Here is a 24,186-nt window from a genome sequence, read left to right on the forward strand (position 1 = left end):
AGGTAGCCCTCTAAGCTCGGCAGGTCTTTGTCGAGTTTAAGCGTGCCATGCCTGTTGCTGTCTATGTTTTTTCCGTCTGCACCTTTGCATTCGGCCTGTCTGAATTCGTGGTGGCCGGCCTGGTGTCGGCGATGGCCGATGGCCTGCACGCCAAGATCGAGGCGGTCGGGACCTCCATTGCCGCCTACGCCTTCGGCGCCGCGATCGGCGCGCCGTTGATCCCTGCGCTGGTGGCCCATTGGCGCGACCGCCGCACCCTGGCGTGGTCCATGGCCGTCCTGGCCGTGGGCAGCGGTTTGATGAGCCTGTCGGGCACCTTGCCGATCCTGCTGGGCGTGCGCTTCGTGGTGGGGCTGGCCCATGGGGTCTTCATGGCGGTGGCGTCGGACGCCGCGACCCGGCTCGTGGATGAGGCACGCGCCGGGCGCGCTGTCGCCGTGGTGTGGATCGGCCTGACGCTGGCGCTGGCGCTCGGGGTGCCGCTGGGCACCTTTCTGGGCAGCATCTGGTCGTGGCGGGCCGTTTTCGCGGCGATCGGCGTGCTGGCGCTGATCGGCTTGGGCGGACTGCTGTGGTGTATGCCCGGCAAGGGCGTGTCTTCTGCACCCGCGGCGAACCGGCCCAGTGTGGGCGCGGGCTTGCGGGCCATCACGCACCCCAGGATGCTGATGACCGCCGGCGTGGGCGCGCTGGTCAGCGTGGCAACGTTCTGCTTCTTCACCTTTGTTTCGCCGTATCTGCTGCAGGTGACGGGGGCGGACGTGCAGCGGCTGAGCGCGGCCATGCTGCTGTTCGGCGTGTTCTCCATTGCCGGCAACCTGCTGGGCGGCTATCTGGTCGACAAGATGGATGCGGACCGCGCGGCGTTGCTGGCGCTGGCCGGGCTGACCGCGACGTTGCTCGGCCTGTACGGATTCCGGCAGTCCGGCTGGGCGGTCGTGGCTTTGGCCGGCGCGCTGGGGCTGGTGTTCTTTTGCATCGTGACCGTGCTGACGCTGCGGCTGCTGAAGCTGGCCCAACGCCATGTGCCTGAGTCCACGGCTGTGGCGGCGGGGCTGAACATCGCGTCGTTCAATCTGGGAACCGCGGTGGGGGGCGGGCTGGGCAGCCTGACGATCGCTTGGGCTGGCTTGCCGGCGCTGCCGTTGGCCGGCGCAGCGGCGGCGGTCGCGGCCATGGGGGCGTTGTGGCTGCAGTCGGCGCGGTCGCCGGGGCGCCAGCCGGCCTGAAACACGTCCGTCCGGCGGGGCGGTCCGGCCCCATGAAAGACCATTTTCGCGAATGGCCAGAGTCCTTCTACAATATTGGGTTGCGTGTAATTCTGGACTGCGTGAGATGTCAGACGTTTTGAGTATCGAGTCCCTGGACCTGGAAGCCAGGGGGATCGCCCGTCGCGACGGGAAAGTGGTGTTCGTGGAAGGGGCCCTGCCGGGTGAACGGGTCACCACCGTGACGCTGCGCCGCAAGCCGTCTTACGAAATCGCCCGCGTGGATCAGGTGATGCGCCCCTCGTCACAGCGGGTCGTGCCGCGCTGCCCGCACTTCGGGGTCTGTGGCGGCTGTGCCATGCAGCACCTGGAGCCCAGCACGCAAGTGGCCATCAAGCAGCGGTCGCTGGAAGACACCTTCTGGCACGTAGGCAAGCTGCGCCCCGCGCTGATCCTGCCGCCGCTGCAAGGCCCGACCTGGGGCTACCGCTACCGCGCGCGCCTGTCGGTGCGGGTCGTGCCGAAAAAGGGCGGCGTGCTGGTCGGTTTTCATGAACGCAAGAGCAGCTACGTGGCCGACATGCGCGAATGCCACGTGCTGCCGCGCCACGTCAGCGACCTGCTGATGCCGCTGCGCGCAATGATCGCATCGATGTCCGCGCCGGACCGCATGCCCCAGATCGAAGTGTCGCTGGGCGAAGGCGTGACGGCGCTGGTGCTTCGCCATCTGCTGCCGCTGACCGATGGCGACATCGCCATCCTGCGTGCTTTCGCCGCCGAGCACAACGTGCAATGGTGGCTGCAGTCCAAGGGCCCCGACACCGTGCACCCCATGGAGCGCGAGCATGGCGACACGCTGGCCTACACGATGCCGGAATTCGGCCTGCGCATGCCGTACCGGCCGACCGATTTCACGCAGGTCAACCACGCCATCAATCGCGCGATGGTGTCGCGCGCGCTGAAACTGCTGGACGTGCAGCCCACCGACCGCGTGGCCGACCTGTTCTGCGGCCTGGGCAACTTCACCTTGCCGTTGGCCACGCAAGGCCGCGAAGCGGTGGGCGTGGAAGGCAGCAAGACGCTGACCGATCGCGCGTTCGACGCCGCGTCGCGCCATGGCTTGGGCGACCGCACCAGCTTCGCCACGCTGAACCTGTTCGAGGTGGATGCGCACTGGCTGCGCAGCCTGGGCTACTTCGACCGCATGCTGATCGATCCGCCGCGCGAAGGCGCGCATGCCGTGTCGCAAGCCTTGTCGGAACTGTCTGTCGAAGAGCGTCCGCGCCGCATCGTCTACGTGTCCTGTAATCCGGCCACGCTGGCGCGCGACGCCGCCATCCTGGTGCATGAAGGCGGCTACGTGTTGAAGAGCGCCGGTGTCATCAACATGTTCCCGCACACGGGCCATGTGGAATCGATTGCGGTGTTTGAATCGCTGGACGCCGCAGGCGTGCTGGAAGTGAAGGAACGCGCGCGCCAGCGCGCCATCCAGGCGGCGGCGGATGCGGTGGCAGCGGAAGAGGCCAAGGCCGCCGCCGCCGCAGAGAAGGCGGCTGCCAAGCAGGCGGCGACGGATGCGTACCACGCCCGCGTGGCCGCCGAGGCCGAACAGGCTTCCGAAGACGCCAGCCAGCCTCAGGGCTGATGCTGCGCAACGGGCCGGGACAGTCCCGGCCCGTCGTTCTGACGCGGCCGGCCTTAGTGCGAGCGCCCCAGGTTTTCCAGGATCGGGCAGTCGGGCCGGTCGTCTCCATGGCAGTTATGCGCCAGGTGCTTCAAGGTGGCAGCCATGTCACGCAGCGCCTCGGCCTTGCGCTCCAGTTCCTCGACATGCCCCAGCGCAATGCGTTTGACGTCGGCGCTGGCGCGGCTGCGGTCTTTCCACAGGGCCAGCAACTCGTTCATCTGCTCCACTGAAAATCCCAGGTCACGGGCGCGGCGCACGAAGCGCAGCGTGTGCAGGTCGTGGTCGCCATAGACGCGGTAGCCCGAGTCCGTGCGCACTGCCGGGCCGATCAGGCCGATGCTCTCGTAATAGCGGATCATCTTGGCGGAAATGCCCGAGCTCTTTGCAGCTTCTCCGATATTCATGTCAGGCTCCTTGGGTCAGGCTTGCCCGGCGCGCGCAAGGCAGGCCAGGCTGGTTCCGAAGTGGAATGCCCAGTGTTGACCTTCCCATAATGGGAAGGTCAAGGCCCATTCTACGCTTGACCTTGCCATTGTGGGAATGTTTAAGCTGTGATCCATGGTGTGCAAAGGGTGCCCACCGCCTTGAAATTTCCGGAGAAAAACCATGAGCATCGAATTCCAAGTACCCGACATGACCTGCGGCCATTGCGTGAAGACCATCACCGGTGCGGTGAGCCAGGCGGCGCCGGGCGCGACCGTGGCGGTGGATCTGCCGACGCACCGCGTCACCATTACGGGCACGGACCAGGCCGACAAGCTCGAAGCTGCCATCCGCGACGCGGGCTACGAGCCGACGCGCCTGTAACGCCGCCCGCCGGACAGCCAGGTTATGATAGGCCTGGCTTTTCGGTGGTTATTTCTTAATTGCCAAAAGCTATCGATCAATTTAGTTTATTAAATTTGATTAATTGATAGCCAAGATTTATCATTCTTTCCATGGTGGTTAAACAAACCCCGCTACCCAAGGAGAGATTGAATGCTGCAAAACCGCGAAGGCCAACGTGTTCCGAACGTAACGTTCCCCGTCCGTGAGGACAACACGTGGAAGAAGGTCACGACCGACGATCTGTTCAAGAACAAGACGGTTGTCGTCTTCTCGCTTCCCGGCGCTTTCACGCCGACCTGCTCGTCGACCCACCTGCCGCGCTACAACGAACTGGCCCCCGCGTTCTTCAACGCCGGCGTGGACAGCATCGTCTGCGTGTCGGTCAACGACACCTTCGTCATGAACGAATGGGCCAAGGACCAGGAATCGGCCAATATCACGCTGCTGCCCGACGGCAACGGCGCCTTCACCGAAGGCATGGGCATGCTGGTCGACAAGAGCGACCTGGGCTTCGGCAAGCGCAGCTGGCGCTATTCGATGCTGGTGAAGGACGGCGTCGTCCAGAAGATGTTCATCGAACCCGAAAAGGAAGGCGACCCGTTTGAAGTGTCGGACGCCGACACCATGCTGGCGCACATCGCCCCGACGGCCAAGAAACCCGACCAGGTGGTCGTGTTCTCCAAGCCGGGCTGCCCGTTCTGCGTGGAAGCCAAGGCGCTGCTGGAAGAAAAGGGCTACGCCCCGATCGAAATCCCGCTGGAAAACAAGGTTCGCGGCCGTGTGATCGGCGCCGTGTCCGGCAAGGGCACCGCTCCCCAGGTGTTCATCAATGGCTCGCTGGTGGGCGGCCTGGAAGACCTGAAGGCGCATTTCGCCTAAGTCTGTCAGCCAGGCGGGGGCAATCCCCGCGCCCGGCCGGCGCAACGGCGCGGTTGCAGGTTGACCGCGCCGTTGCGGCCGGCACGAGCTTCCCTTTTTACGCACCCTTACCGCATTCCTTGCGCGGCCCTTCGTTGGCGTCGCCGGACGCTGTTCGTCCCGAGGATGCGCAACAAGGCGGAACTCGCCTTTGAATCCTTGCTACCCGCAACATGGGGGATACCCAGTCATGAAAACTCTGCACACTGATATCGCCGTCATTGGCGCCGGCACCGCCGGCCTGGCGGCTTATCGCGCCGCGAAAGCGGCGGGCAAGCGCGCGCTGCTGATCGAAGGCGGCCCATACGGCACGACCTGCGCCCGCGTGGGCTGCATGCCGTCCAAGCTGCTGATCGCCGCGGCGGAAGCCGCCCACAACGCGGCCCATACGGAAGCCTTCGGCGTGCACGTCAGCGGCGAAATCTCGGTGGACGGCGTGGAAGTGATGGACCGCGTCAAGCGCGAACGGGACCGCTTCGTCGGCTTCGTGCTGGAAGGCGTGGAAAATATTCCGGCCGAGGACAAGCTGCGCGGCTATGCGCGTTTCGTGTCGGACACGGTGCTGCGGGTCGATGACCACACCGAAGTGCATGCCACCGGCGTGGTCATCGCCACGGGTTCGCGCCCGTCGGTGCCGCCGCCGTTCCGGGCCCTGGGCGATCGCCTGGTAGTGAATGACGACGTCTTCGCCTGGGACGACCTGCCGCGTCGCGTCGCCGTTTTCGGCCCCGGCGTGATCGGTCTGGAATTGGGCCAGGCGCTGGCGCGGCTGGGCGTGGACGTGCGCGTCTTCGGCGTAAGCGGCAGCCTGGGCGGCATCAGCGATCCGCAGGTGCGCCTGAATGCACGCAAGATCTTCCAGCGCGAGTTTTATCTGGACCCGGATGCCCGCGTGCTGGAGACCACCCGCGTCGGCGACGAAGTGGAAGTGCGCTACGTGACGCTGGACAACAGCGAACGCACCGAACGCTTCGACTACGCGCTGGTCGCCACGGGGCGCCGCGCCAATGTGGACGGCCTGGGCCTGGAGAACACCTCGCTCGAGTTGAATGCGCACGGGGTGCCGATGTTCGACCGGGAAACGATGCAGGCGGGCGATTCGCCCATCTTCATCGCTGGCGACGCCAATGCCGATGCGCCGCTGCTGCACGAAGCCGCCGATGAAGGCCGCATCGCAGGTGAAAACGCCGCGCGCTTTCCCGAGGTGCGCCAGGGCTTGCGGCGCGCGCCGCTGGCCGTGGTGTTTTCGGATCCGCAGATCGCGTTGGCGGGGCAGGGCTATGGACGCCTGGTCCCGGGCACCTTCGTGATCGGCGAGGTGGATTTCAGCGACCAGGGCCGGTCGCGCGTGATGCTGAAGAACAAAGGCATGCTGCACGTGTACGCCGACATTGCGACGGGCCGCTTCCTGGGCGCCGAAATGGTCGGACCCAGCGCCGAGCACATTGGCCACTTGCTGGCCTGGGCGGTGCAGCAGGAGCTGACCGTGGCGCGCATGCTGGAAATGCCGTTCTACCATCCCGTGATCGAAGAAGGCCTGCGTACGGCGTTGCGTGATGCGGCGGCCAAACTGGCCCGCGCTCAGGAGGCGCTGCGCAGCGAAGCGGCGGAGAACGCGACGGCCTGATCGGCGGCCGAAACCGTCGAAGAGAGGGGTCGCAACGGAAATGGGCCGCAATGTTGCGGCCCATTTTCATCGTCGATCCGACTTATTCGTCCGAGTGCTTCTTCGGAACCGGGAAGGGGTTCTCGCGGTATTGCAGCGTGAAGCCGGCCCGTTCGTCCTGGCCCAGTTCGCGGGCCAGGTACGGCATGGCTTGCTTCAAGCCTTCGTGCAGCGTCCAGGGCGGATTGATGAGGAACATGCCGCTGCCGTGCAGGCCATAGCCATCGATGGTCGCCTTCTTGACGGTCAGGGTGGCGTGCAGCCAGCTCTTGACCTTCAGGTTCTCGAAGTGGCGCGCCATTTCGCTGGCTTCGCGGCGTTGCACCAGCGGATACCAGACGGCGATGGTGCCGGTGGCAAAGCGCTTGACGCATTCCTTCACGGTGATCAGCGTGCGGCGGTAGTCGTGCTTGTCTTCGTACGACGGGTCGATCAGCACCATGCCGCGGCGCGTGGGCGGCGGCAGCAGGGCCTTGACGCCTTCGAAGCCATCATCGCCGTAGATCGTGGTCTGGCGCTGCGCGGCGCGGCCCTGGTGTTCCAGGTTGACGACGAGCGTATCGATTTCGGTCGGGTGCATCTCGAACAGCCGCAGGCGGTCCGAGGGGCGCATCACGTCAAGCGCCAGCCACGGCGAACCGGGGTAGCGCTTGAGGCGACCGTTGGTGTTGTAGTCGCGGATGCGGGCAACATAGTCGGCCAGCAGCGGCGGCAAGTCCTTGGCTTCCCACAGGCGGCCGATGCCGTCCACGAATTCCGAGGTCTTGTTCGCCCAGTCGCCTTCCAGGTTGTAGAGGCCTGCGCCGGCGTGGGTGTCCACGACCCAATAGGGCGCGTCCTTTTTGTTGAAGTAATCCAGGGTGTGAACCAGGATGGCGTGCTTGAGCACGTCGGCGTGGTTGCCGGCGTGGAAGGCGTGGCGGTAACTGAACACGGGGCGTTCTGCCTCAGGCGGCCGGCCGGATCGCGGCCAGCTCGTCGGTGAAAATGCCGTCGATGCCCCAGTCCAGCAGCAAGCGGGCGCGTTCGGGGTCATTGACGGTCCAGGCCGCGATCCGGTAGCCGGCGGCATGCACGGCATCAATCAGTTCGCGGGTTGCGTCTTTTTGGTTGATGTTCAGCGCGACGCAGTCGTATTTGACCAGGCGTTCGCGCCAATCGGCGGGGACTTTCTCTACCAGCAGCGCGCGCGGCAGCTCGGGCGCCACTTCCAGCGCGGCTTGCAGCGCCTCTTCGGCGAAGGAAGACAGCAGCGGGGGCGTGCTGGCGCCTTGCCACAACTGCTTGCAGGCCAGCGCGACGGCCGCGCCGGTCTCGGCTTCGCGGCCGGGGCAGGGCTTGATCTCGACGTTGCTGGCGATGTGGTTGGCGACCGTGTAGCGGGCCACGGCGGCAAAGGTGGGCAACGGCTCGCCGGCGTAGGCGGCCGAGTGCCAGCTGCCGAAGTCCAGTTGCGCGAGTTCCGCGTAGGTCTTGGCGGCGGCCGGGCCTTGTCCGTTGGAGGTGCGGTCGACGTCATCGTCGTGCATCAGCACGAGGACGTTGTCGCTGCTCAGCTTCACGTCGTATTCGAACATCGTGAAACCATGCTCGGCGCCCACGCGCATGGCGGCCAGCGTGTTCTCCGGCGCCAAACGACCACCGCCGCGGTGCGCGATGTAACGGGAATAGGGCCAGGACGGGAGTTTTGCGGTCATTTTTGGTGTTGCGTGTGCTTCTTATGGACAGGGTTGCAAGGATACTCCTTCTTGCCCCCATGACGCCCGGAAGGCCCCCACGCCGCACTCGCTGCGCTCGCTTGCTGCCCCCCGAGGGGGCTGCCCCGCCTTGGGGCGGCCCGGCGGCGGGGCGGCTATCCTTCTGAGGGCCGGCTTCCACCCGGGCTCTATTTCAGCGGCGCTTTGTCTTGCGACACATCCATGATCATGCGGGTGGCCAGATACAAGCGCGGCACGATGCTGTTGATCTGGATGTATTCGGCGTCGTTAGAGTGGGCGCCGAAGCCGCTCAGCCCCATCCCTTCGATGACCGGGCCGCGAGCCTTGAGGGCGGCGAAGGCGGCGTCGGTGCCGCCGCCGCTGGCGCGGTCGACGACTTTCATCGGCAGGTCCAGTTCCTTGTAGATCTGCACGCCGTGCTGGGCCAGGGCGCGGGATGCCGCGGTGGCCTCCAGCGGCGGCCGGCGCACTTCGAACTTCACCGTGACCTTGGATTCGGGCAGCAGCTTCTTCTGGACGCGCTCTTCCAGCGTGCGCGCCAGGGCGTCGAAGTCGGACACGCGCAGCGCGCGGGCGTCGGCCTGAGCGGTTGCCTGGCCGGGAATGACGTTGCGGTTGGTGCCTGCCTGGGCCACGGTCCAGTTCAGCTTCAGGCCTTCCTCGGGCTTGGACAGCTTGTCCAGCTGCAATAGCTGATGCGCCAATTCATAAAGGGCATTGACGCCGCCTTCGGGGCGGGCGCCGGCGTGAGAAGTCTTGCCCTGCACGGTCAGGTAGGCCGCGCCGATGCCGCTGGTGGCCAGCGTCAGGCGCGCTTCGGCGCCGCCGCCTTCGAACGAGAAGACGGCGTCCTGGTCGGCGCCCAGGCGGGTGATCGTGCTGCGCGCGCCCGGCGAACTGATCTCTTCGTCGCCGTTGATCAGCACGGTGATGGTGCCGAAATCGCGGAAGCCCAGCTTTTGCAGCAGGGCCAGGGTGTGGATGATGGTCGCAACCCCGTGCTTGTCGTCCGCGATGCCCAAGCCGTACGCCTTGTCGCCGTCCACGCGGAACGGTTGGTCTTTGAGCATGCCATTGCGGTAGACCGTGTCCATGTGGGCGATCAGCATGATCTTCTTGGTGCCGGTGCCCTTGAATTCGGCGTGGACCATCGGACCGACCTTCTCCGGAGTGTCGTCCAGCCGGAAGACGTCGGTGGCCGGCAGGATCTCGACCGTGCCGCCCAGCGCCTTCAGACGGTCGCGGATCAATTCGGCGATGCGTTCGACGCCTTCGACGTCCTTGCTGCCGGATTCGATGTTGACCAGGTCCCGCATGGTGTCAAGCATGGCCTGCTGCTGGCCTTGCGCGGCTTCGTGCACGGCGGCCACGGGCGCGGCCAGCGCCGCGTGCGCGCCGCCCAGGAACGCCAGGGCGATACAGGCACGCAGGACATGCAGGCGGGGAGAGGTAATCGGCATTGAGAGAACCCTTTATGTGGCTGGGAAAGGGGCACCGGCGGTATGGGCCGGCGTCAGGGGCGCGCGGCCGGGTGGCGGCTTGGCCCTGCAGGTCACGATACGAGTGCGCAAGAGGCGCGAAAATGGTGATTTCCCGGGTTGACGGCATCCGGCTTCCATGTAGCGGGGACAGGTTGGACGGCCCAACGGGAACTTGAAGTGAATCCGAAGCTCCCATACGAGCGGGTAATGCTAAAATCCGCCCGCTGATCCGGTAATGACCGGTATGGGAATAGGGCGAATCGAGTTCGCCTTTTTTTATGCGTTTTCGTGCGGCTCTGGGTGGATACCCCTGGAGTGCGGCAACAGGGATTCCATGTTCGAATTTATTCGCAGCCATCGGCGCTGGATGCAGTTCATCCTGCTGCTTCTGATTGTGCCGTCCTTTTTCCTGGTCGGGATTCAAGGCTATGACAGCTTCATGCGCAAAGAGCCTGAGTTGGCGACAGTCGCCGGCCAGCCTATTTCGCGTGCCGAGTTTGATCAGGCGCACCGCAACCAGCTCGAGCAGTTCCGTCAACGCCTGGGTGCGCAGTTCGACCCGGCCGTGATCGACACGCCGGCCATGCGCGAAAGCCTGCTGAACCAGCTGATCAATCAGCGCCTGCTGGCCAACGTGGCCGTCGACAACCGTTTCACGGTGTCCGACGAAACGCTGCGCAACACCATCGCCGCCATTCCGGAAGTGCAGGACAACGGCCGCTTCTCGCCCGAGCGCTATCGCCAGGTGCTGGCGGCCCAGGGCATGTCGCCGACCTCCTTTGAAGCCGGCCTGCGCCGCGACCTGGCGGTTGCCCGCGTGCTGGAGCCCGTCGGCCAATCGTCGCGCGCGCCCGCAGAAGTGGTGGCGTCGCTGGAAACGGCGTTGACGCAGCAGCGCACGGTGCAACTGCGCCGCTTTGCTGCCGCCGACTACCGCTCGCAAGTTACCGTTACCCCGGCCGATATCCAGGCCTGGTACGACGCCAACAAGCAGCAGCTGCAGATCCCCGAACAGGTCCAGGTGCAATACCTGGTGCTGGACGAGGCTGCCGCCACCCAAGGCATCCAGGTCAAGGACGAAGACCTGGCTTCGTATTACGAGCAGAACAAGAACCGCTTCGGCCAGCCCGAGCGCCGCCGCGCCAGCCACATCATGATCGAAGTGGCACCGGGCGCCTCGGAAGAGGCCCGCAAGGCCGCGCGCGTCAAGGCGGAAGACCTGGCTCGTCAGGCGGCTGCCGATCCGGCGCAGTTCGCTGAACTGGCCCGCAAGAATTCGCAGGATGCCGGTTCGGCCGCCAACGGTGGCGATCTGGGCTGGCTGGCGCCGGGCATGTTGACCGGCCCGCTGGAAAAGGCGATTTTCGGCCAGGCCAAGGACCAGGTGTCCGGCGTGGTGGAAAGCCCGTCCGGCTTGCACATCGTCAAGGTCACCGAGATCCAGCCCGCGGCCGTCAAGCCGCTGGCCGAGGTCAAGGACCAGATCACGGGCGAAGTGCGCAAGCAGCTTGCCGCCGTGCATTTCTCCGAAATGGCCAGCCAGTTGAACAAGCAGGTCTATGACCAGCGCGACAGCCTGCAACCGGCCGCCGACGCGGTCGGCCTGAAGCTGCGCACCGCCTCGGGCGTGACCCGCGAAGGCCTGCTGCCCGCCGACAAGGCCGGCCCCGGCTCGGCCATCGACAGCCCCGACGCCGAGCTGCTGGACAACCCGCGCGTGCGCCAGGTGCTGTTCTCGCCCGACGTCCTGCGTGAAAAGCAGAATTCCGGCGTGATTGAACTGTCGCCTGCCACGATGCTGGCCGTGCGCGTCGCTGCCGTGGAACCCGCACACGTGCCGACGCTGGACAAGGTCAGCGATTCCATCCGCGCCAAGCTGCTGGACGAGCGTTCGGCCGAAGCCGCCAAGAAGGCAGGCGAAGCCGCGCTGGCCGCCGACAAGGCCAACCCGTCGGCCGCGCCGGAGGGCTTCTCGCCCGCCGTGACCGTGTCGCGCCAGGATCCGAAGGACGTGCCGCAAGCGGTGGTCGACGCCGCGATGCGTTTGCCCGCCACCCAATTGCCCGGTTATGCCGGCGTGCAATCGGGCGTGGACTACACCTTGGTTCGCCTGGAAAAAGTCGAGGCCGGCACGGTGGACGCGTCCGCCAAGGACCGCCTGGCGCAACAGCTGTCGGGTGGCCTGGGCCAGGCCGAGATCGAAGCGCTGTTGAAGATGCTGCGTGAACAGTACAAGGTGCAGGTGCTGCCCAGCGCCGCCGAAGTCATCCGCGGCGACCAGCCGCAGGCGGCGGGCTGATCAGCCCACCAGGGGCCGCGCGGCCCCTAGTTCAACAGTGGCCGCAGCGTCGGCCACACGTTGTCCAGCAATTGCGGCTGGGCATCCTCGTTCGGATGGATGCCGTCAGCCTGGAACATCGCCCGGTTCGTTGCGATACCTTCCATCAGGAAGGGCACGAGCCGGGCGTTTTCGTCTTTGGCGACCGTAGGAAACAGCTGGGCGAAGCGCTGCGTGTAGTCGCGGCCATAATTGGGCGGAATCTGCATGCCCACGATCAGCACCTGGGCATCCGCTTTGCGCGATGCCTGGGCCATGGCGCGCAGGTTCTGTTCGGTCATGGCCAGCGACAGGCCGCGCAGCGCGTCGTTCGAACCCAGTTCCAGCACCACCACCGCCGGCGCGTGCTGGCGCAGCAGCGCCGGCAGGCGCGCCACGCCGCCGCTGGTCGTGTCGCCGCTGATGCTGGCATTGACCACCTGGTACTTCGGGTATTGTTCCGAAACGCGGGCCGACAGCAGGGGCACCCAGCCGGTGCCGCGCTTCAGGCCGTATTCGGCGGACAGGCTGTCGCCCACCACCAATACGGTACGCGAGGCGGAACCCTGGGCCGCCGCGGCGGTCTGAGCGTGGGCGGGGGACGCCATGACGGCGGCTGCCAGGGCGGTGGTCGCCAGGGCGGAAGTAAGACGCAGACGGGAAAATAGGCGCATGGATAGCAAGAATTCGATCGAGGTGAAAGGGCTGGGCAAGCGGGTGGCCGATGCCGGCGGGACGCTGTCTATCCTGGAAGGTATTGATTTTACGGTGGCCGCCGGCAGCGCCGTGGCCATCACCGGAAGCTCCGGATCGGGCAAGTCCACGTTACTGGGACTGCTGGCCGGGCTGGATGTTCCCAGCATGGGCAGCGTACACCTGGCCGGGCAGGACCTGTTCGCGCTGGACGAGGACGGCCGCGCGCGGCTGCGGGCCAATCATGTGGGGTTCGTGTTCCAGTCGTTCCAGCTGCTGCCGAACCTGACGGCGCTGGAAAACGTCATGTTGCCGCTGGAGCTGGCCGGGCAATCCGCCCGCGAGGCGGCGCAGGCCATGCTGGAACGCGTGGGGCTGGGCGCCCGGCTGCATCACTATCCGCGCACGCTGTCCGGGGGCGAGCAGCAGCGCGTGTCGCTGGCGCGCGCCTTCGTGGTGCAGCCCGACCTGTTGTTTGCGGACGAGCCCACGGGCAGCCTGGATGCCGCCACGGGCGTGACCGTCATCGACCTGATGTTCGACCTGCACCGCGAGCACGGCACCACGCTGGTGCTGGTGACGCACGACCCGCAGTTGGCCGCCCGTTGCGGGCGCCAGCTGGTGCTGGCAGCAGGCCGGATGGTCCAGGGCGCCTGAGGCGCCCCGGCCGGCCTTATCCGATCACGGCGTTCGCCGGATCAATCACTTCGCCTTGGCGACGGCCTGATTCCAGGCTGCGACCACGGCTTCATACTCGGTGGCGGCGGCTTCCTGGCTGACCGGGAAGATCTTGATCGTCGACAGGTCGGGCAGGGTGGTCAGGCTGGCCACCGCCACGTCGGTGCGCGTCGGGCGGCGGAAGTTCTTCACCAGTTGCGCTTCCTGCGACGCCTTGCTCAGCAGGCCGTCGTACAGCGCCTTGGCCGCATCCAGGTTCTTCGCGCCCTTGATGATGAACATGCCTTCCGGCGCCAGGTAGCTGCCTTCGCTCGGGTAGACGAGCTTGATCTCTTTCTGGCCGCCAGCCACGTATTCCTGCGCGGCGTATTCCAGCGTCATGCCCACGGCGTATTCGCCGGCGGCGACGCCTTTGTAGGTGGTGCCCGACGAGGCCGTCACGACCGCGTTGGCGGCGATCTTGTCCAGACCGGCCTGGCCGAACTGCTTGTACAGGCCGTACACCAGCATGTAGGCCGTGCCGCTCTTGGACGGATCGGTGATGGCGAACTTGTTCTTCCACTGCGGCTGCATCAGGTCCGACCACGTGGCCGGCGCAGGCAGACCCTTCAGCTGCCGCTCGTTGACCATCATCACCATGACGTGCACGTTCGTGCCCACCCACAGGTCGTCCGGGCCGCGGAATTCGGCCGGGATCTTGTCCAGGTCTGCCGGGCGATAGGCCTGCAGATGCTGGCGGTAGGCGCCCAGGGTGCCGAAGCCGCCGCTCCAGAACAGGTCGCCGCGCGGGTTCTGCGATTCGGCTTCGATGCGCTTCATCATCGTGCCGGTGCCGCCCGTGACGGGCTGCACATTCAGCTTGGGGCTCGTCTTCTTCACGGCTTCCAGCGCGGTCTCGATGGTTTCCGTATTGTTCGACGAATACAGCACGACGTTCTGGGCGTGCGCGGCGCCCGTCGCCAGGGCGGCGGTCAGGACACTGGTGAGTATCAGGTGCTTGAGTTGCATGGGTAGCCTTTGGATCGAGGGGGTTATTTGCCGGAGAACAGCTTGATGCGGAATGCCTTGACCGACACGATGATGGGCAGCACGATCACCGTGACCAGCGCGGCGCCATAGGCGGACGCCATGCCCAGCCTGCCGCCGTCGACCTGGCGGAAGATGGCGATCGGCATGGTTTCCAGGCCGCCGCTGTAGGCCACGATCGAAGCCGACAGCTCGGAGATCGTCGTCAGCCACATCAGGATGGCAGCCGAAATGATCGATGCCTTCATGGCGGGCAGGATCACTTTGAAGAAGGTCATCAGCGGCGACACGCCCAGGCTGATCGAAGCCTCTTCGATCGAGTCGGGGATGTTGAACAGCACCGACGAGGCGTTGCGCACGGCGAACGGCAGGCGGCGCACCGTGTAGCACAGCACCATGATGCCGGAGGTGCCGGCCAGCACCAGCCAGCCGGTGTTGAAGGTCTGCACCAGCGCAATGCCCAGCACCGTGCCGGAAATCGTCAGCGGCAGCACCACGATGTAGTCCAGCACCTGCGTGAAGGCGCTGCGCTTCTTGATCGTCAGGTAGCTGACCAGCACGGCGAAGGCCACGCCCAGCACCGTCGCCAGCGAGGCGAATTTCAACGAATTCAGGATCGGCTCCGGCGCCCCATGCACCGCGCGCTGCATGCTGGCCAGCGACCATTGACCCCACTGCATGACCGGCCCGCTGGTCTTGGTGAAGGCGGCCACGAACACGATGATGAGCGGCAGCATGGACAACAGGATGACGAAGCCGACGCCGCCGGTATAGAGGGCGGCGGTCCAGGAACGCACGCGCACGGCGGCCGGCGCGCGGCCCTGCGTCATGGTGTAGACCTTGCGTTCCACCACGCGCTTCTGGAAGAACAGCACGATGGCGACGATGGCGATCGACACCACCGACATGGCGCTTTGGAGCGTGGGGCTGCCGCCCATTTCGCTGACGAACGTGTTGTACGTCATCACCGACAGCAGCGGCACGCGGCTGCCCAGCAGCATCGCCAGCGCGAAGTTGCCGACCACCAGCGTGAACACCACCAGCGCATTGACCAGCACCGCGGGCAGCAGCACGGGCACCAGCACGCGCAGCTTGGTCAGGAACGGCGGCGTGCCCAGGCTCAGCCCGGCTTCCTCCAGTTGCCCGTCAAAGCCGCGTAGCGCGGCCAACACGCCCAGGTAGATGTACGTGTAGTAGACGAGCGTCATGGAAAACACCATGCCCGTCCAGCCGTAGAAAGACGGCAGCGAAATGCCCGCGTCGCCCAGCAGGTTCGTCAACAGGCCGTTGTTGCCCAGGATCAGCAGCCAGGACTGGCCCACGATGATCTCGGGGATCACGATGGTCAGGACAGGCAGGATCGCCACCAGGTTCTTCAACGGAAAGTCGTAGCGCGCCACCATGTAGGCAAACGGCACGCCCACCAGCACGGTGCAGGTGGTGACCGCCAGGCCCAGGATCAGCGTGTTGCCGAAGGCCTCCAGGTATTGCGAATCCGCCAGCAGGGCCCTGAATCCTTCCAGCGAAAAGCCGCCATCTTGTCCTGTGACGCTGTTGCCGAACAGCACGCCCAGCGGGTACAGCACGAAGAACAGCAGCAAGACCAGGCTGATCGCGGTCAGGATGCCCCAGGGCCACCATTTGATTTTCATGGCGTGCGCGTCCTCAGGCGTTGACGACGCGGCTGTCGGCGGGGATCAGCACCTGCACGGCTTCGCCGGGCTGGAACTGCGCGACCATGTTGCCCGCATGCAATTCGACCCGGATCTCGGATCCGTTGTCCAACGCGATGCGATAGGCGGTCTTGAAGCCCAGATACTGGCGGCGCAGCACTTTGCCCGGCAGCGTGTTCGGCACATAGGGCGCGGGCGCCATCAGGGCGAGTTCTTCGGGACGCGCGATCAGCACGCCGTTGGCGTCCAACCGCGTGCTGCCTTGCATGCCATCAAAGCCCAGGCCGCACAGTTCGTAGCGGACATGGCCGTCGGGCGCGCCCGCCAGCCCGGTCTGCGCCGGCACGGGAATTACATTGGCCGAGCCGATGAAGTCGGCCACATAGGCGTTGACCGGCGTGCCGTAGAGCTCTTCCGGCGTGCCCAATTGGGCGATGTTGCCGTGGTCCATGATGGCGATGCGGTCCGACATCGCCAACGCCTCTTCCTGATCGTGCGTGACGAACACGGTCGTGATGCCGGCTTCGCGCACCAGGTCGAGGATGACGTCGCGCATCTGCAGCCGCATCTTGGCATCCAGGTTGGACAGCGGCTCGTCCATCAGCAGCACGCGCGGCCGGATCACCAGCGCGCGCGCCAGGGCGACCCGCTGGCGTTGTCCGCCGCTCATCTGGGCGGGGTAGCGGTCGGCCAAGGCCAGCAATCCCACTTTATCCAGCGCTTCATTGGCACGCCGCGTGGTCTCGGCGCGTGCCACGCCGCGGGCGCGCAGGCCATAGGCCACGTTGTCGAACGCGGTCTTGTCGGGGAACAGGGCGTAGTCCTGGAACACCATGCCAATGTCGCGGCGGTGCGCGGACACATGGGTCACGTCGTCCTGGTCGAACAACAGACGTCCGCCATCGGGTGCGTAAAAACCCGCAATGCAGCGCAACAAGGTGGTCTTGCCGCAGCCGCTGGGCCCCAGCAGCGTGTAGAACGCGCCGTCGGGAATGTGCAGCGACAGATTGCGCAGCACTTGCTGCCCGCCGAAAGTCTTGACGATGCCGTCTACCGTGATCGATGCCATTTTTGGGTTCCTGCTTGGGTTCCCGGCATCATAGGAATGCGTCCCCGCGGCGACCAGCAGTGTTTTTTAAGGCGTGGCGTTAGATTTTCTAAGAGGTCGGCGCCGCGACTATCCCCTAGAATGCGGCTGAACAAGGCAGGCGCCCGGTCAAGGCCGCGCCGCCGATAAGACCACAACAAGGGAAAACGTGGGAAAGAGCAGCACAGTCATGCGCCTGGCCGGCGCGCGGGCGGGCGTCCGCTGACATGGCGGGGCAGAGCCTGCCTCCATTGAAGGCCTTGCGCGTCTTCGAAGCCGCGGCACGGCTGCGCAGCTTCACGGCCGCCGCCGACGAGCTCAGCATCACGCACAGCGCGGTCAGCCAGCAGATCCGCATTCTTGAAGAGTATGTGGGCCAGCCGTTGTTCGCCCGCGAAGCGCGCGGCGTGGCGTTGCTGCCTTGCGCGCAGGCGTATTTTCCGGAAGTGCAGGCCAGCCTGGAACGCATCGCGATCGCAACCGCCAAACTGAAGGCGCCAGCCTATGGCGGCGTGCTGCGCGTGTGTGCGACCCCGTCGCTGACGATGAAGTGGCTGATCCCGCGCCTGTCCACCTTCCAGGCGCAGCATCCGGGGATCGACGTGCAGTTGAGCACGCAGGCGCGACCGTTCCTGGATCGGGGCGGCGATACCGGCAGTGACGTCCTGATCCGCCACGGCTTCATGGCGCAGTCGGACCTGGCCTGTGTGCATTGCCTGGACGATTTCCATCTGCCGGTGGCATCCCCGCGCTTCATCGAGCGCAACCGGCTGGCGGCCCCGGCAGACTGCCTGGGGCATCCGCTGTTGAAGATCTCGGGCGGCATGGACCATTGGCCGCGCTGGTTTGCGCTTGCCAAGGTGGACGTGCCCGCGCAGTTGCCCGGCCCGGTGTTCGACCATCAGTTCCTGTGCATGCAGGCCGCCATGAACGATCTGGGCATCGCCCTGGCGCCGTGGAGCCTGCTGGAAGACGATATCCGCGCCGACCGCCTGCGGCCTTTGTTCGCCCAGCCGCAATTGCCCAACGCCGGCATCCATGCGCTGTACCGGCACGACGGCCCGGCCGCGGCGTCGGCGCAAGTTTTCATCGCCTGGCTGTGCGCGCAACAGCACGGCTTGCCCCATCCCGGATAGACAAGGACTCCCATGCTGTATTCCACTCCGTCCGCCGGCCTGCAATGGCGCGGCATTACGCCACCGTTGGCGCTTTCCGATTACCGCGTCATCGCGTTCGATATGGATTCCACGCTTATCTCGATCGAGACGCTGGATGAAATGGCCGATTTGATGGGCAAGAAGGCGGAAGTGGCGGCGTTGACCGAAGCCGCCATGCGCGGCGAGATCGTGGACTACAAGCAGAGCCTGCGCGACCGCGTGGCCTTGCTGGCTGGCATGCCCGAGGCGTTGCTGGACGAGGTCTACAACCAACGCGTGCAGATCAATCCGGGCGCCGAAACGCTGATCGCCGCCTGCAAGGCCGCCGGCCTGACCTGCCTGTTGGTCACGGGCGGGTTCACGTGCTTTACCGACCGCTTGCGCGTGCGGCTGGGGTTGGACGACGTGCGCGCCAACGTGCTGGAAATGGTGGATGGCCGTATGACGGGCCGACTGCTGCCGCAGGCCTGGGGCGATATCTGCGATGGCGAAGAAAAGCGCCGCAAGCTGGCGGAGGTGTGCGCATCCCTGGGAGTGGGCACCGAGCGCGCGATTGCGGTGGGCGACGGAGCCAATGATCTGCCGATGATGCGTGCGGCGGGCCTGTCCGTGGGCTATCACGCCAAGCCGGCGGTTCGGCGTGAAGTGAATATCGCCATCGACGAAGGCGGGCTGGACCGCCTGCTGACGCTGTTCAAGATCGAAGACGCCGCCTGAGCCCGAGTTTCAGACAAAATCCAGATTGATCCGATGAAAAATCACTAGTAGTCTGATTGACAACCGAGATAAAGCAGTTTGCGGCGTCGCTTCAAGACGGGCGTGCACCAGTAGCCGGTCCATAGGCAGGGCGCTTAAGGTTCAGCGAAACGGCGCCGTAATGGGGAAAGGGAGGGCAAACCCGCCTTCCGGATCCTGTTTACGCCTTGGGAGGCGTCATGACTATTCGCAATTCGGTGTTTGCGTTGTCTTTTGTCTCGTTGCTGGCCCCCGCGGTGGCCGGCGCCAGTGATGGCGCGATCCGGTTTACGGGGGCCATCGTCGAGCCCGCGGCGTGTCGGGTCGACATGCAAGGCCGCAAGGCCGGGGTGGCTCCCCCCTCAGCGCAGTGCGACCAACCAGCCGGCCGTTTGCCGCTTCCCGAAGCGAACATCGTCACCGTCAGCATCAAGGCCTTGCCGCCGGTGCCGGGCCGCAACGGCGGCCCGGATCAGCGCTACAGCATCGTGACGCTCGACTACCTGTAGGAAGCCGGGTCAGATCAGGCCGCGGATTTCCACGGCCGGGTCCACGTCCGCGTCATAGTCCACGCCTTCGATCTCAAAACCGAACAGGCGCAGGAAGTCCTGCTTGTAGCCGGCGAAATCGGTCAGTTGGTAGATGTTGTCGCTGGTGACCTGGGTCCACAGCGCCTGCACCTGCGCCTGCACTTGCGGATCCAGTTCCTTGTAGTCCGCGCGCAGGCGGCCGTCGGCATCCAGGATCGGCGTAGCGCTGCACAGGCTGTCCTTGTACAGGCCGTAGACCTGCTCGATGCAGCCCTCGTGAGTGCCTTCGGCCTTCATGATCTTGAACAGCAGCGACAGGTACAGCGGCATCATCGGGATGGCCGAGCTGGCCTGCGTGACCACGGCTTTCAGCACCGAGACCCGGGCGTCCCCGCCGCGTGCGGCCAGTTTGGCGCGGATGTCCAGCACCTTCTGGTCCAGGTCTTTCTTGGCGGCGCCGATCGAGCCGTTCCAATAGATGTCGTGCGTGATCTTCTCGCCCAGGTACGTGAAGGCGGTGGTCGTGGCGCCTTCGGCCAAAACGCCGGCTTCCAGCAGTGCGTCGATCCACATCTGCCAGTCTTCACCGCCCATGACGGCGACGGTGGCGTCGATTTCGGCCTGGGTCGCCGGTTCCAGCACGGATTCCTTGACGACCTCACGGTCCGTGTCCAGGCCGCGCAGATTGACCGCATGGCCGATCGGTTTCAACGTCGAATTGAAGACCTGGCCGGTCTTGGGGTGCGTGCGGCGCGGGGCGGCCAGGCTATAGATCACCTGGTCGACCTGGCCCAGGTCCGCCTTGATTGCGGCGATGGTCTTTTGCTTGATCTCGTCCGAAAACGCGTCGCCATTGATGCTCTTGGCGTACAGGCCTTCCGCTTCGGCCGCCCTGTGGAAGGCGGCCGAGTTGTACCAGCCCGGCGTGCCGGCCTTGGCGGCCTCGGCGGGGCGTTCGAAGAACACGCCCAGCGTCTGCGCGCCACAGCCGAACGCCGCGCTGATGCGCGCGGCCAAGCCATAGCCGGTCGACGCGCCCAGCACCAGCACACGCTTCGGGCCGCCGGCGATCGGGCCTTGCGCCTTGACGTAGTCGATCTGGTTCTTCACGTTGGCCTCGCAGCCGACGGGATGGGTGGTGACGCAGATGAAACCGCGCACGCGGGGCTTGATGATCATGAAGACCTCGTTCGGGGAAGTGCGAAATGCTGGGGGAATGCCGGATGCCGGCGCGACCGGTGCGCGAAAGCGCAAAAAGCGACCAGCATTGTACGGGAGCCAGCCCGGGGCTGCTGGCGGGCCGGCGTTGGCTGCGCCTTCCCCGGTCAGCGGGCGCCGGCCTTGGCCGGGGCGGTGGCAGCGGCGGGCCCGCGGCGCCATTCGACCAGGCCGATGCCGATGCCGCTGGCGCAGATGATGGCGATGCCCAGCCAGGTCAGCGGATCCGGGAAATGGCCCCAGACCAGCCACCCCACGGAGGTGGCGCTGATGATCTGCAGATAGATGAACGGCGCCAGCGTCGAGGCGGGCGCGCGCCGGTAGGCGGCGATCTGGAACAGGTGGCCCACGCCGCCAGTCACGCCGGTCGAGATCAGCAGGAACCAGTCGAAGGCCGACAGCGATTGCAGCACGGGCAGGGCGGCCGGCAGCACGAAGGGCAGGGACAGCGTCAGGCAGGCCGTGCCCACCGCGCCGCTCCAGATCAGCGACGTGAACGGATCGTCCCCGGCGACGCGCCGCGTGGCGATGAACTGGGCCGCGAAGCAACAGGCCGTCAGCAGCCCGAAAATGGTGCCCACCGGATGCAGGCCGCCGCCCGGCCGGATGACGATGATGACGCCGATGAAGGCGATGCCTGCCGCCACGAAGCGCGAGAGCCGCGCGGGTTCTTTCAGGATCCAGGGCGCCAGCGACAGCACCAGCAGGGGCGCCAGGAAGTTGATGGCCGTGGCCTCGGCCTGCGGGATGTAGCTGAGTGTGGTGAAGAACATCAGCGTGGCCAGGAACATCGAACCGCCGCGGATCAACTGTTCGCGCGGGCGTTTGCTGCGCAGCACGCCGACCCCCTTGGTGGGCAGCACCAATGCCAGCACCAGGACCAGATGCACCACATACCGGAACCAGGACAGCACCAGCAACGGCACGCCCGCGTTCATCACCCATTTGCCGCTGGCGTCCAGACAGGAGAGCGTCCACATCGAAAGCACCAGCAACAGGATCCCGACGAGCGGGCCGCGGGAGGCGGGCGCGGCGGCTGGCGGGCGACCGGAATCGGCCGGGGGCATGGACAGGCTCCTAATGGGGAAACGGGCGGCTGCCATGATACGCTCATCGCGCCGGGGGGAAAGGCCAATGATAGAACTACGCAACGTCGAAACTTTTTTTTGGGTCGCCACGCTGGGCAGCTTTCGCGCCGCGTCGGAAAAGCTCAACACCACGCAGCCTGCGGTATCGCAGCGCATTGCCTCGCTTGAGGCCGACCTGGGCGTGCTGTTGTTCGAGCGCGACGCGCGCGGCGTCAAGCTCACCGCCAAGGGCCATGAACTGCTCTCGCACGCCGAGCGCATGCTGCAGGTGCGGCGCGACATGTTTGAAGCCGCACGCGAACAGAACGTGATGACGGGCACGGTGCGTATCGGCGTGGCCGAGACCATCGTGCAGACCTGGTTGCCCACGTTGATCGAACTGATCCACACGACGTATCCGGCGCTGGTGCTGGAGATCGAAGTCGACACCACCCACGTGCTGCGCTCGCACCTGATGTCGCGCCAGATCGACCTTGCCTTCCTGATGGGGCCGGTGCTGGAGGCACGGGTGGAGAACCTGCCGCTGTGCACCTATCCCTTGGCCTGGGTAGCCAGCCCCACGCTGGATCTGGGGCCTGAACCGCTGACCCTGGAACGGATTGGGAAGCTGCCCATCATCACTTACCCGTCCAATAGCGCGCCGTACCGCTTCGTGCGCGACATGCTGACGCGCGCGGGCGTGTCGGCGCCGCGCATGTACGGCAGCGCGTCGATGTCGATGGTAGTGCGCATGACGCAGGACGGCATCGGCACCAGCGTGATCGCCCCGGTGTTCCTGGGCAAGGAGCTTGCGCGCGGCGAATTGCGCATCCTGCGCGTCGAGGCCGATCCGCTGCCTGAGCTGAGTTTCACGGCGACCTGGGTGCAAGGCCCGGACAGCCATGCGGTCAAGGTCATTGCGCAGATGGCGCAGAAGGTCGCCGCGCAGGCCGCCGACGGCATTCCTGCCTAGGTGTTTTCCCCATATGCCGCGCACGGCCGCGTGCCGGCGCGTCCCTCGGCCGCCCGCGTCCGGGTGTGCCCGATCGCCCGCTAAGCCCCGTCAATAGGCGGTTTGCGGGATTCTTGGCGAGCTGCCGTCAGGAGACCCAAGAAATATTTATACCCCCACATCGCAACATACGATTGGACGCTCCGCGCCCCTGACGATGCAATGGCGGCACATGAATAAGCAAGCAACGCCTGGATACACAGCGCGGGGGGAAAGCATGAATACGCATCTGTTCCAACACTGGACGCAGGCGGTGGCGGATTTACCGCGCCGCGCGCTTGACTCCCGACCCTGAATCCCCGATTCCTAACCGCGTGCGATCAGGGTAACGGGATCCCGCGCGCGACAGACCATCCCGCCAGCCAGGAGTTTTGTCCATGAAGAAGTCTCTTGTTTTCGCCGCCGTCGCTGCCAGCTTGCTGGCAGGCGCCGTCCACGCGCAAGATCTGCCCAAAACCCAGTTGAAGGTCGTGGGAGGCCTGTCCAACCTGACCGCCTACAACGACTACGAAAAGCCGTTCTGGACCAAGACCATCCCCGAGCTGTCCAAAGGGCAGGTTACGGCGGACATCAAGGGCTTCAATGAAATGGGCTTGAAGGGCCCCGAACTGCTGCGCCTGATGTCGCAGGGCGTGATTGAATTCGGCACCGCGACCTTGTCGTACTTCGCCAGCGACAATCCCATCAATGAAGCGATCGACCTGGCTGGCCTGGCACCGGACGTCAAGACGGCGCGCGCCGTCACCGAAGCGTTCGAACCCGTCTACGCCAAGCTGTATGGCGAAGGCAGCAACGTCAAGCTGCTGGGCATCTCGACCTATCCGGCACAAGTGTTGTTCTGCAATGCCGAGATCAAGAGCCTGGCCGACATCAAGGGCAAGAAGGTACGCACCAGCAGCCGCACCACGGCCGAATTCGTTGAAGCGCTGGGCGGTTCCAGCGTCACCATGGCCTTCGGCGAAGTGGTCCCGGCGCTGCAGAACAAGGTGGTCGATTGCGCCATCACGGGTTCGCTGTCTGGCTATTCGGCCAAGTGGTACGAGGTCTCCACGCACCTGGTCGCGCTGCCCATCAACTGGAACCAGCAGATCCACGCCGTCAATCAGAAAGCCTGGGATAAGCTGGATCCCGCGGTTCGCACCTTCCTGCAGGCCAACGTGAAGACGCTGGTCGACAACATCTGGGAAGCGGCCGCGCGCCAGACGCAGGAAGGCTATGACTGCAACACCGGTGCCGCCGCGTGCCCGTTCCCGGTCAAGGGCAAGATGGTTCTGGTGCAACCTAGCGAGGCCGACCAGGCCCTGCTGAAGAAGGTCGCGCAGGAAGCCGTCTTGCCCAAGTGGGCCGCGCGTTGCTCGGCGCAGTGCGTCAAGGACTTCAACGCCACCATCGGCAAGACGCTGGGCCTGACCGCCAGCAAGTAAGCGCCATCCCGCGTCGCCGCCTTGCGCGGCGGCGCGTTGCAAGGCAAGTCATTACGGGCGTTG

General features: G+C 65.6%; 22 protein-coding genes. 12 read left to right on the top strand and 10 right to left on the bottom strand.

Features of this window, described 5'->3' with window-relative positions; translation table 11 throughout:
* Positions 1 to 47 precede the first annotated feature (47 nt).
* Complete coding sequence (locus AC3WMU_RS05080) at positions 48 to 1,229, top strand: MFS transporter (protein ID WP_492281943.1); 1,182 nt, start codon at positions 48 to 50, stop codon at positions 1,227 to 1,229.
* Positions 1,230 to 1,335: 106 nt separating this feature from the next.
* On the top strand, positions 1,336 to 2,853 hold the full coding sequence (gene rlmD / locus AC3WMU_RS05085; RefSeq protein ID WP_006222283.1) for a 23S rRNA (uracil(1939)-C(5))-methyltransferase RlmD: 1,518 nt from the start codon (positions 1,336 to 1,338) through the stop codon (positions 2,851 to 2,853).
* Between the two features lie 53 nt (positions 2,854 to 2,906).
* Here the strand turns inward: rlmD and cueR are convergent, their stop codons facing one another.
* The gene (cueR, locus tag AC3WMU_RS05090; protein WP_006222282.1) at positions 2,907 to 3,299 is read right to left on the bottom strand and encodes a Cu(I)-responsive transcriptional regulator; all 393 of its coding nucleotides are present in this window, start codon (positions 3,297 to 3,299) and stop codon (positions 2,907 to 2,909) included.
* 202 nt (positions 3,300 to 3,501) lie between these two features.
* Here cueR and AC3WMU_RS05095 point away from each other — a divergent pair, with 202 nt between their 5' ends.
* The 3 genes from AC3WMU_RS05095 (at position 3,502) to AC3WMU_RS05105 (ending at position 6,268) form a co-directional block, all read left to right on the top strand.
* On the top strand, positions 3,502 to 3,702 hold the full coding sequence (locus AC3WMU_RS05095; protein ID WP_006222281.1) for a heavy-metal-associated domain-containing protein: 201 nt from the start codon (positions 3,502 to 3,504) through the stop codon (positions 3,700 to 3,702).
* A 171-nt stretch (positions 3,703 to 3,873) separates the two neighbouring features.
* Entirely contained in the window at positions 3,874 to 4,602 is a 729-nt protein-coding gene (locus tag AC3WMU_RS05100; protein ID WP_006222280.1) for a glutathione peroxidase, read from the top strand.
* Positions 4,603 to 4,831: 229 nt separating this feature from the next.
* The gene (locus tag AC3WMU_RS05105; protein WP_492281944.1) at positions 4,832 to 6,268 is read left to right on the top strand and encodes a dihydrolipoyl dehydrogenase; all 1,437 of its coding nucleotides are present in this window, start codon (positions 4,832 to 4,834) and stop codon (positions 6,266 to 6,268) included.
* A gap of 82 nt (positions 6,269 to 6,350) precedes the next feature.
* Here the strand turns inward: AC3WMU_RS05105 and AC3WMU_RS05110 are convergent, their stop codons facing one another.
* The 3 genes from AC3WMU_RS05110 to AC3WMU_RS05120 form a co-directional block, all read right to left on the bottom strand.
* Positions 6,351 to 7,241 carry a 23S rRNA (adenine(2030)-N(6))-methyltransferase RlmJ gene (locus AC3WMU_RS05110; protein WP_454677065.1) on the bottom strand — a complete coding sequence of 297 codons (891 nt, stop codon included), beginning with the start codon at positions 7,239 to 7,241 and terminating at the stop codon, positions 6,351 to 6,353.
* Positions 7,242 to 7,254: 13 nt separating this feature from the next.
* A complete protein-coding gene (ugpQ, locus tag AC3WMU_RS05115) occupies positions 7,255 to 8,004 on the bottom strand; it encodes a glycerophosphodiester phosphodiesterase (protein WP_424626484.1) in 750 nt (249 codons plus the stop codon).
* A gap of 188 nt (positions 8,005 to 8,192) precedes the next feature.
* Positions 8,193 to 9,485: a M20/M25/M40 family metallo-hydrolase gene (locus tag AC3WMU_RS05120; RefSeq protein ID WP_280026114.1), complete on the bottom strand. Its 1,293-nt coding sequence runs from the start codon at positions 9,483 to 9,485 to the stop codon at positions 8,193 to 8,195.
* 355 nt (positions 9,486 to 9,840) lie between these two features.
* Here AC3WMU_RS05120 and AC3WMU_RS05125 point away from each other — a divergent pair, with 355 nt between their 5' ends.
* Positions 9,841 to 11,805, top strand: coding sequence for a SurA N-terminal domain-containing protein (locus AC3WMU_RS05125; RefSeq protein WP_006222275.1), 1,965 nt, complete (start codon positions 9,841 to 9,843; stop codon positions 11,803 to 11,805).
* A gap of 26 nt (positions 11,806 to 11,831) precedes the next feature.
* On the opposite strand, the gene AC3WMU_RS05130 is transcribed toward AC3WMU_RS05125, so the two are convergent.
* Positions 11,832 to 12,497: an arylesterase gene (locus AC3WMU_RS05130; RefSeq protein ID WP_006222274.1), complete on the bottom strand. Its 666-nt coding sequence runs from the start codon at positions 12,495 to 12,497 to the stop codon at positions 11,832 to 11,834.
* Here AC3WMU_RS05130 and AC3WMU_RS05135 point away from each other — a divergent pair.
* Complete coding sequence (locus tag AC3WMU_RS05135) at positions 12,496 to 13,173, top strand: ABC transporter ATP-binding protein (protein ID WP_006222273.1); 678 nt, start codon at positions 12,496 to 12,498, stop codon at positions 13,171 to 13,173. The genes AC3WMU_RS05130 and AC3WMU_RS05135 overlap by 2 nt on opposite strands.
* A 45-nt stretch (positions 13,174 to 13,218) precedes the next feature.
* On the opposite strand, the gene AC3WMU_RS05140 is transcribed toward AC3WMU_RS05135, so the two are convergent.
* The 3 genes from AC3WMU_RS05140 to AC3WMU_RS05150 are packed head-to-tail and all read right to left on the bottom strand — an operon-like array spanning position 13,219 to position 16,962.
* Entirely contained in the window at positions 13,219 to 14,202 is a 984-nt protein-coding gene (locus AC3WMU_RS05140; RefSeq protein WP_088587286.1) for an ABC transporter substrate-binding protein, read from the bottom strand.
* A 23-nt stretch (positions 14,203 to 14,225) separates the two neighbouring features.
* Positions 14,226 to 15,872 carry an ABC transporter permease gene (locus tag AC3WMU_RS05145; RefSeq protein WP_492281945.1) on the bottom strand — a complete coding sequence of 549 codons (1,647 nt, stop codon included), beginning with the start codon at positions 15,870 to 15,872 and terminating at the stop codon, positions 14,226 to 14,228.
* A gap of 13 nt (positions 15,873 to 15,885) precedes the next feature.
* A complete protein-coding gene (locus AC3WMU_RS05150; RefSeq protein ID WP_006222270.1) occupies positions 15,886 to 16,962 on the bottom strand; it encodes an ABC transporter ATP-binding protein in 1,077 nt (358 codons plus the stop codon).
* Positions 16,963 to 17,207: 245 nt separating this feature from the next.
* Here AC3WMU_RS05150 and AC3WMU_RS05155 point away from each other — a divergent pair, with 245 nt between their 5' ends.
* The 3 genes from AC3WMU_RS05155 to AC3WMU_RS05165 all read left to right on the top strand — a co-directional run bounded on the left by AC3WMU_RS05155 (position 17,208) and on the right by AC3WMU_RS05165 (position 19,381).
* Positions 17,208 to 18,116: a LysR substrate-binding domain-containing protein gene (locus tag AC3WMU_RS05155; RefSeq protein ID WP_035212133.1), complete on the top strand. Its 909-nt coding sequence runs from the start codon at positions 17,208 to 17,210 to the stop codon at positions 18,114 to 18,116.
* A gap of 12 nt (positions 18,117 to 18,128) precedes the next feature.
* Complete coding sequence (gene serB, locus AC3WMU_RS05160; RefSeq protein ID WP_006222268.1) at positions 18,129 to 18,854, top strand: phosphoserine phosphatase SerB; 726 nt, start codon at positions 18,129 to 18,131, stop codon at positions 18,852 to 18,854.
* A 218-nt stretch (positions 18,855 to 19,072) separates the two neighbouring features.
* A complete protein-coding gene (locus AC3WMU_RS05165; protein WP_006222267.1) occupies positions 19,073 to 19,381 on the top strand; it encodes a fimbrial protein in 309 nt (102 codons plus the stop codon).
* A gap of 9 nt (positions 19,382 to 19,390) precedes the next feature.
* On the opposite strand, the gene fabV is transcribed toward AC3WMU_RS05165, so the two are convergent.
* Positions 19,391 to 20,581 (bottom strand): enoyl-ACP reductase FabV, encoded by a 1,191-nt coding sequence (gene fabV, locus AC3WMU_RS05170; protein WP_280026118.1) that lies wholly within the window; start codon positions 20,579 to 20,581, stop codon positions 19,391 to 19,393.
* A gap of 146 nt (positions 20,582 to 20,727) precedes the next feature.
* The gene (locus tag AC3WMU_RS05175) at positions 20,728 to 21,687 is read right to left on the bottom strand and encodes a DMT family transporter (RefSeq protein WP_006222265.1); all 960 of its coding nucleotides are present in this window, start codon (positions 21,685 to 21,687) and stop codon (positions 20,728 to 20,730) included.
* A gap of 67 nt (positions 21,688 to 21,754) precedes the next feature.
* On the opposite strand from AC3WMU_RS05175, the gene AC3WMU_RS05180 reads away from it, so the two are divergent.
* Together AC3WMU_RS05180 and AC3WMU_RS05185 are read left to right on the top strand one after the other, a co-directional pair.
* Positions 21,755 to 22,660: a LysR family transcriptional regulator gene (locus AC3WMU_RS05180; RefSeq protein WP_006222264.1), complete on the top strand. Its 906-nt coding sequence runs from the start codon at positions 21,755 to 21,757 to the stop codon at positions 22,658 to 22,660.
* A gap of 416 nt (positions 22,661 to 23,076) precedes the next feature.
* Positions 23,077 to 24,123, top strand: coding sequence for a TRAP transporter substrate-binding protein (locus AC3WMU_RS05185; protein ID WP_006222263.1), 1,047 nt, complete (start codon positions 23,077 to 23,079; stop codon positions 24,121 to 24,123).
* Positions 24,124 to 24,186 lie beyond the last annotated feature (63 nt).

The sequence above is a fragment of the Achromobacter sp. FW305-C-13 genome (assembly GCF_058783475.1).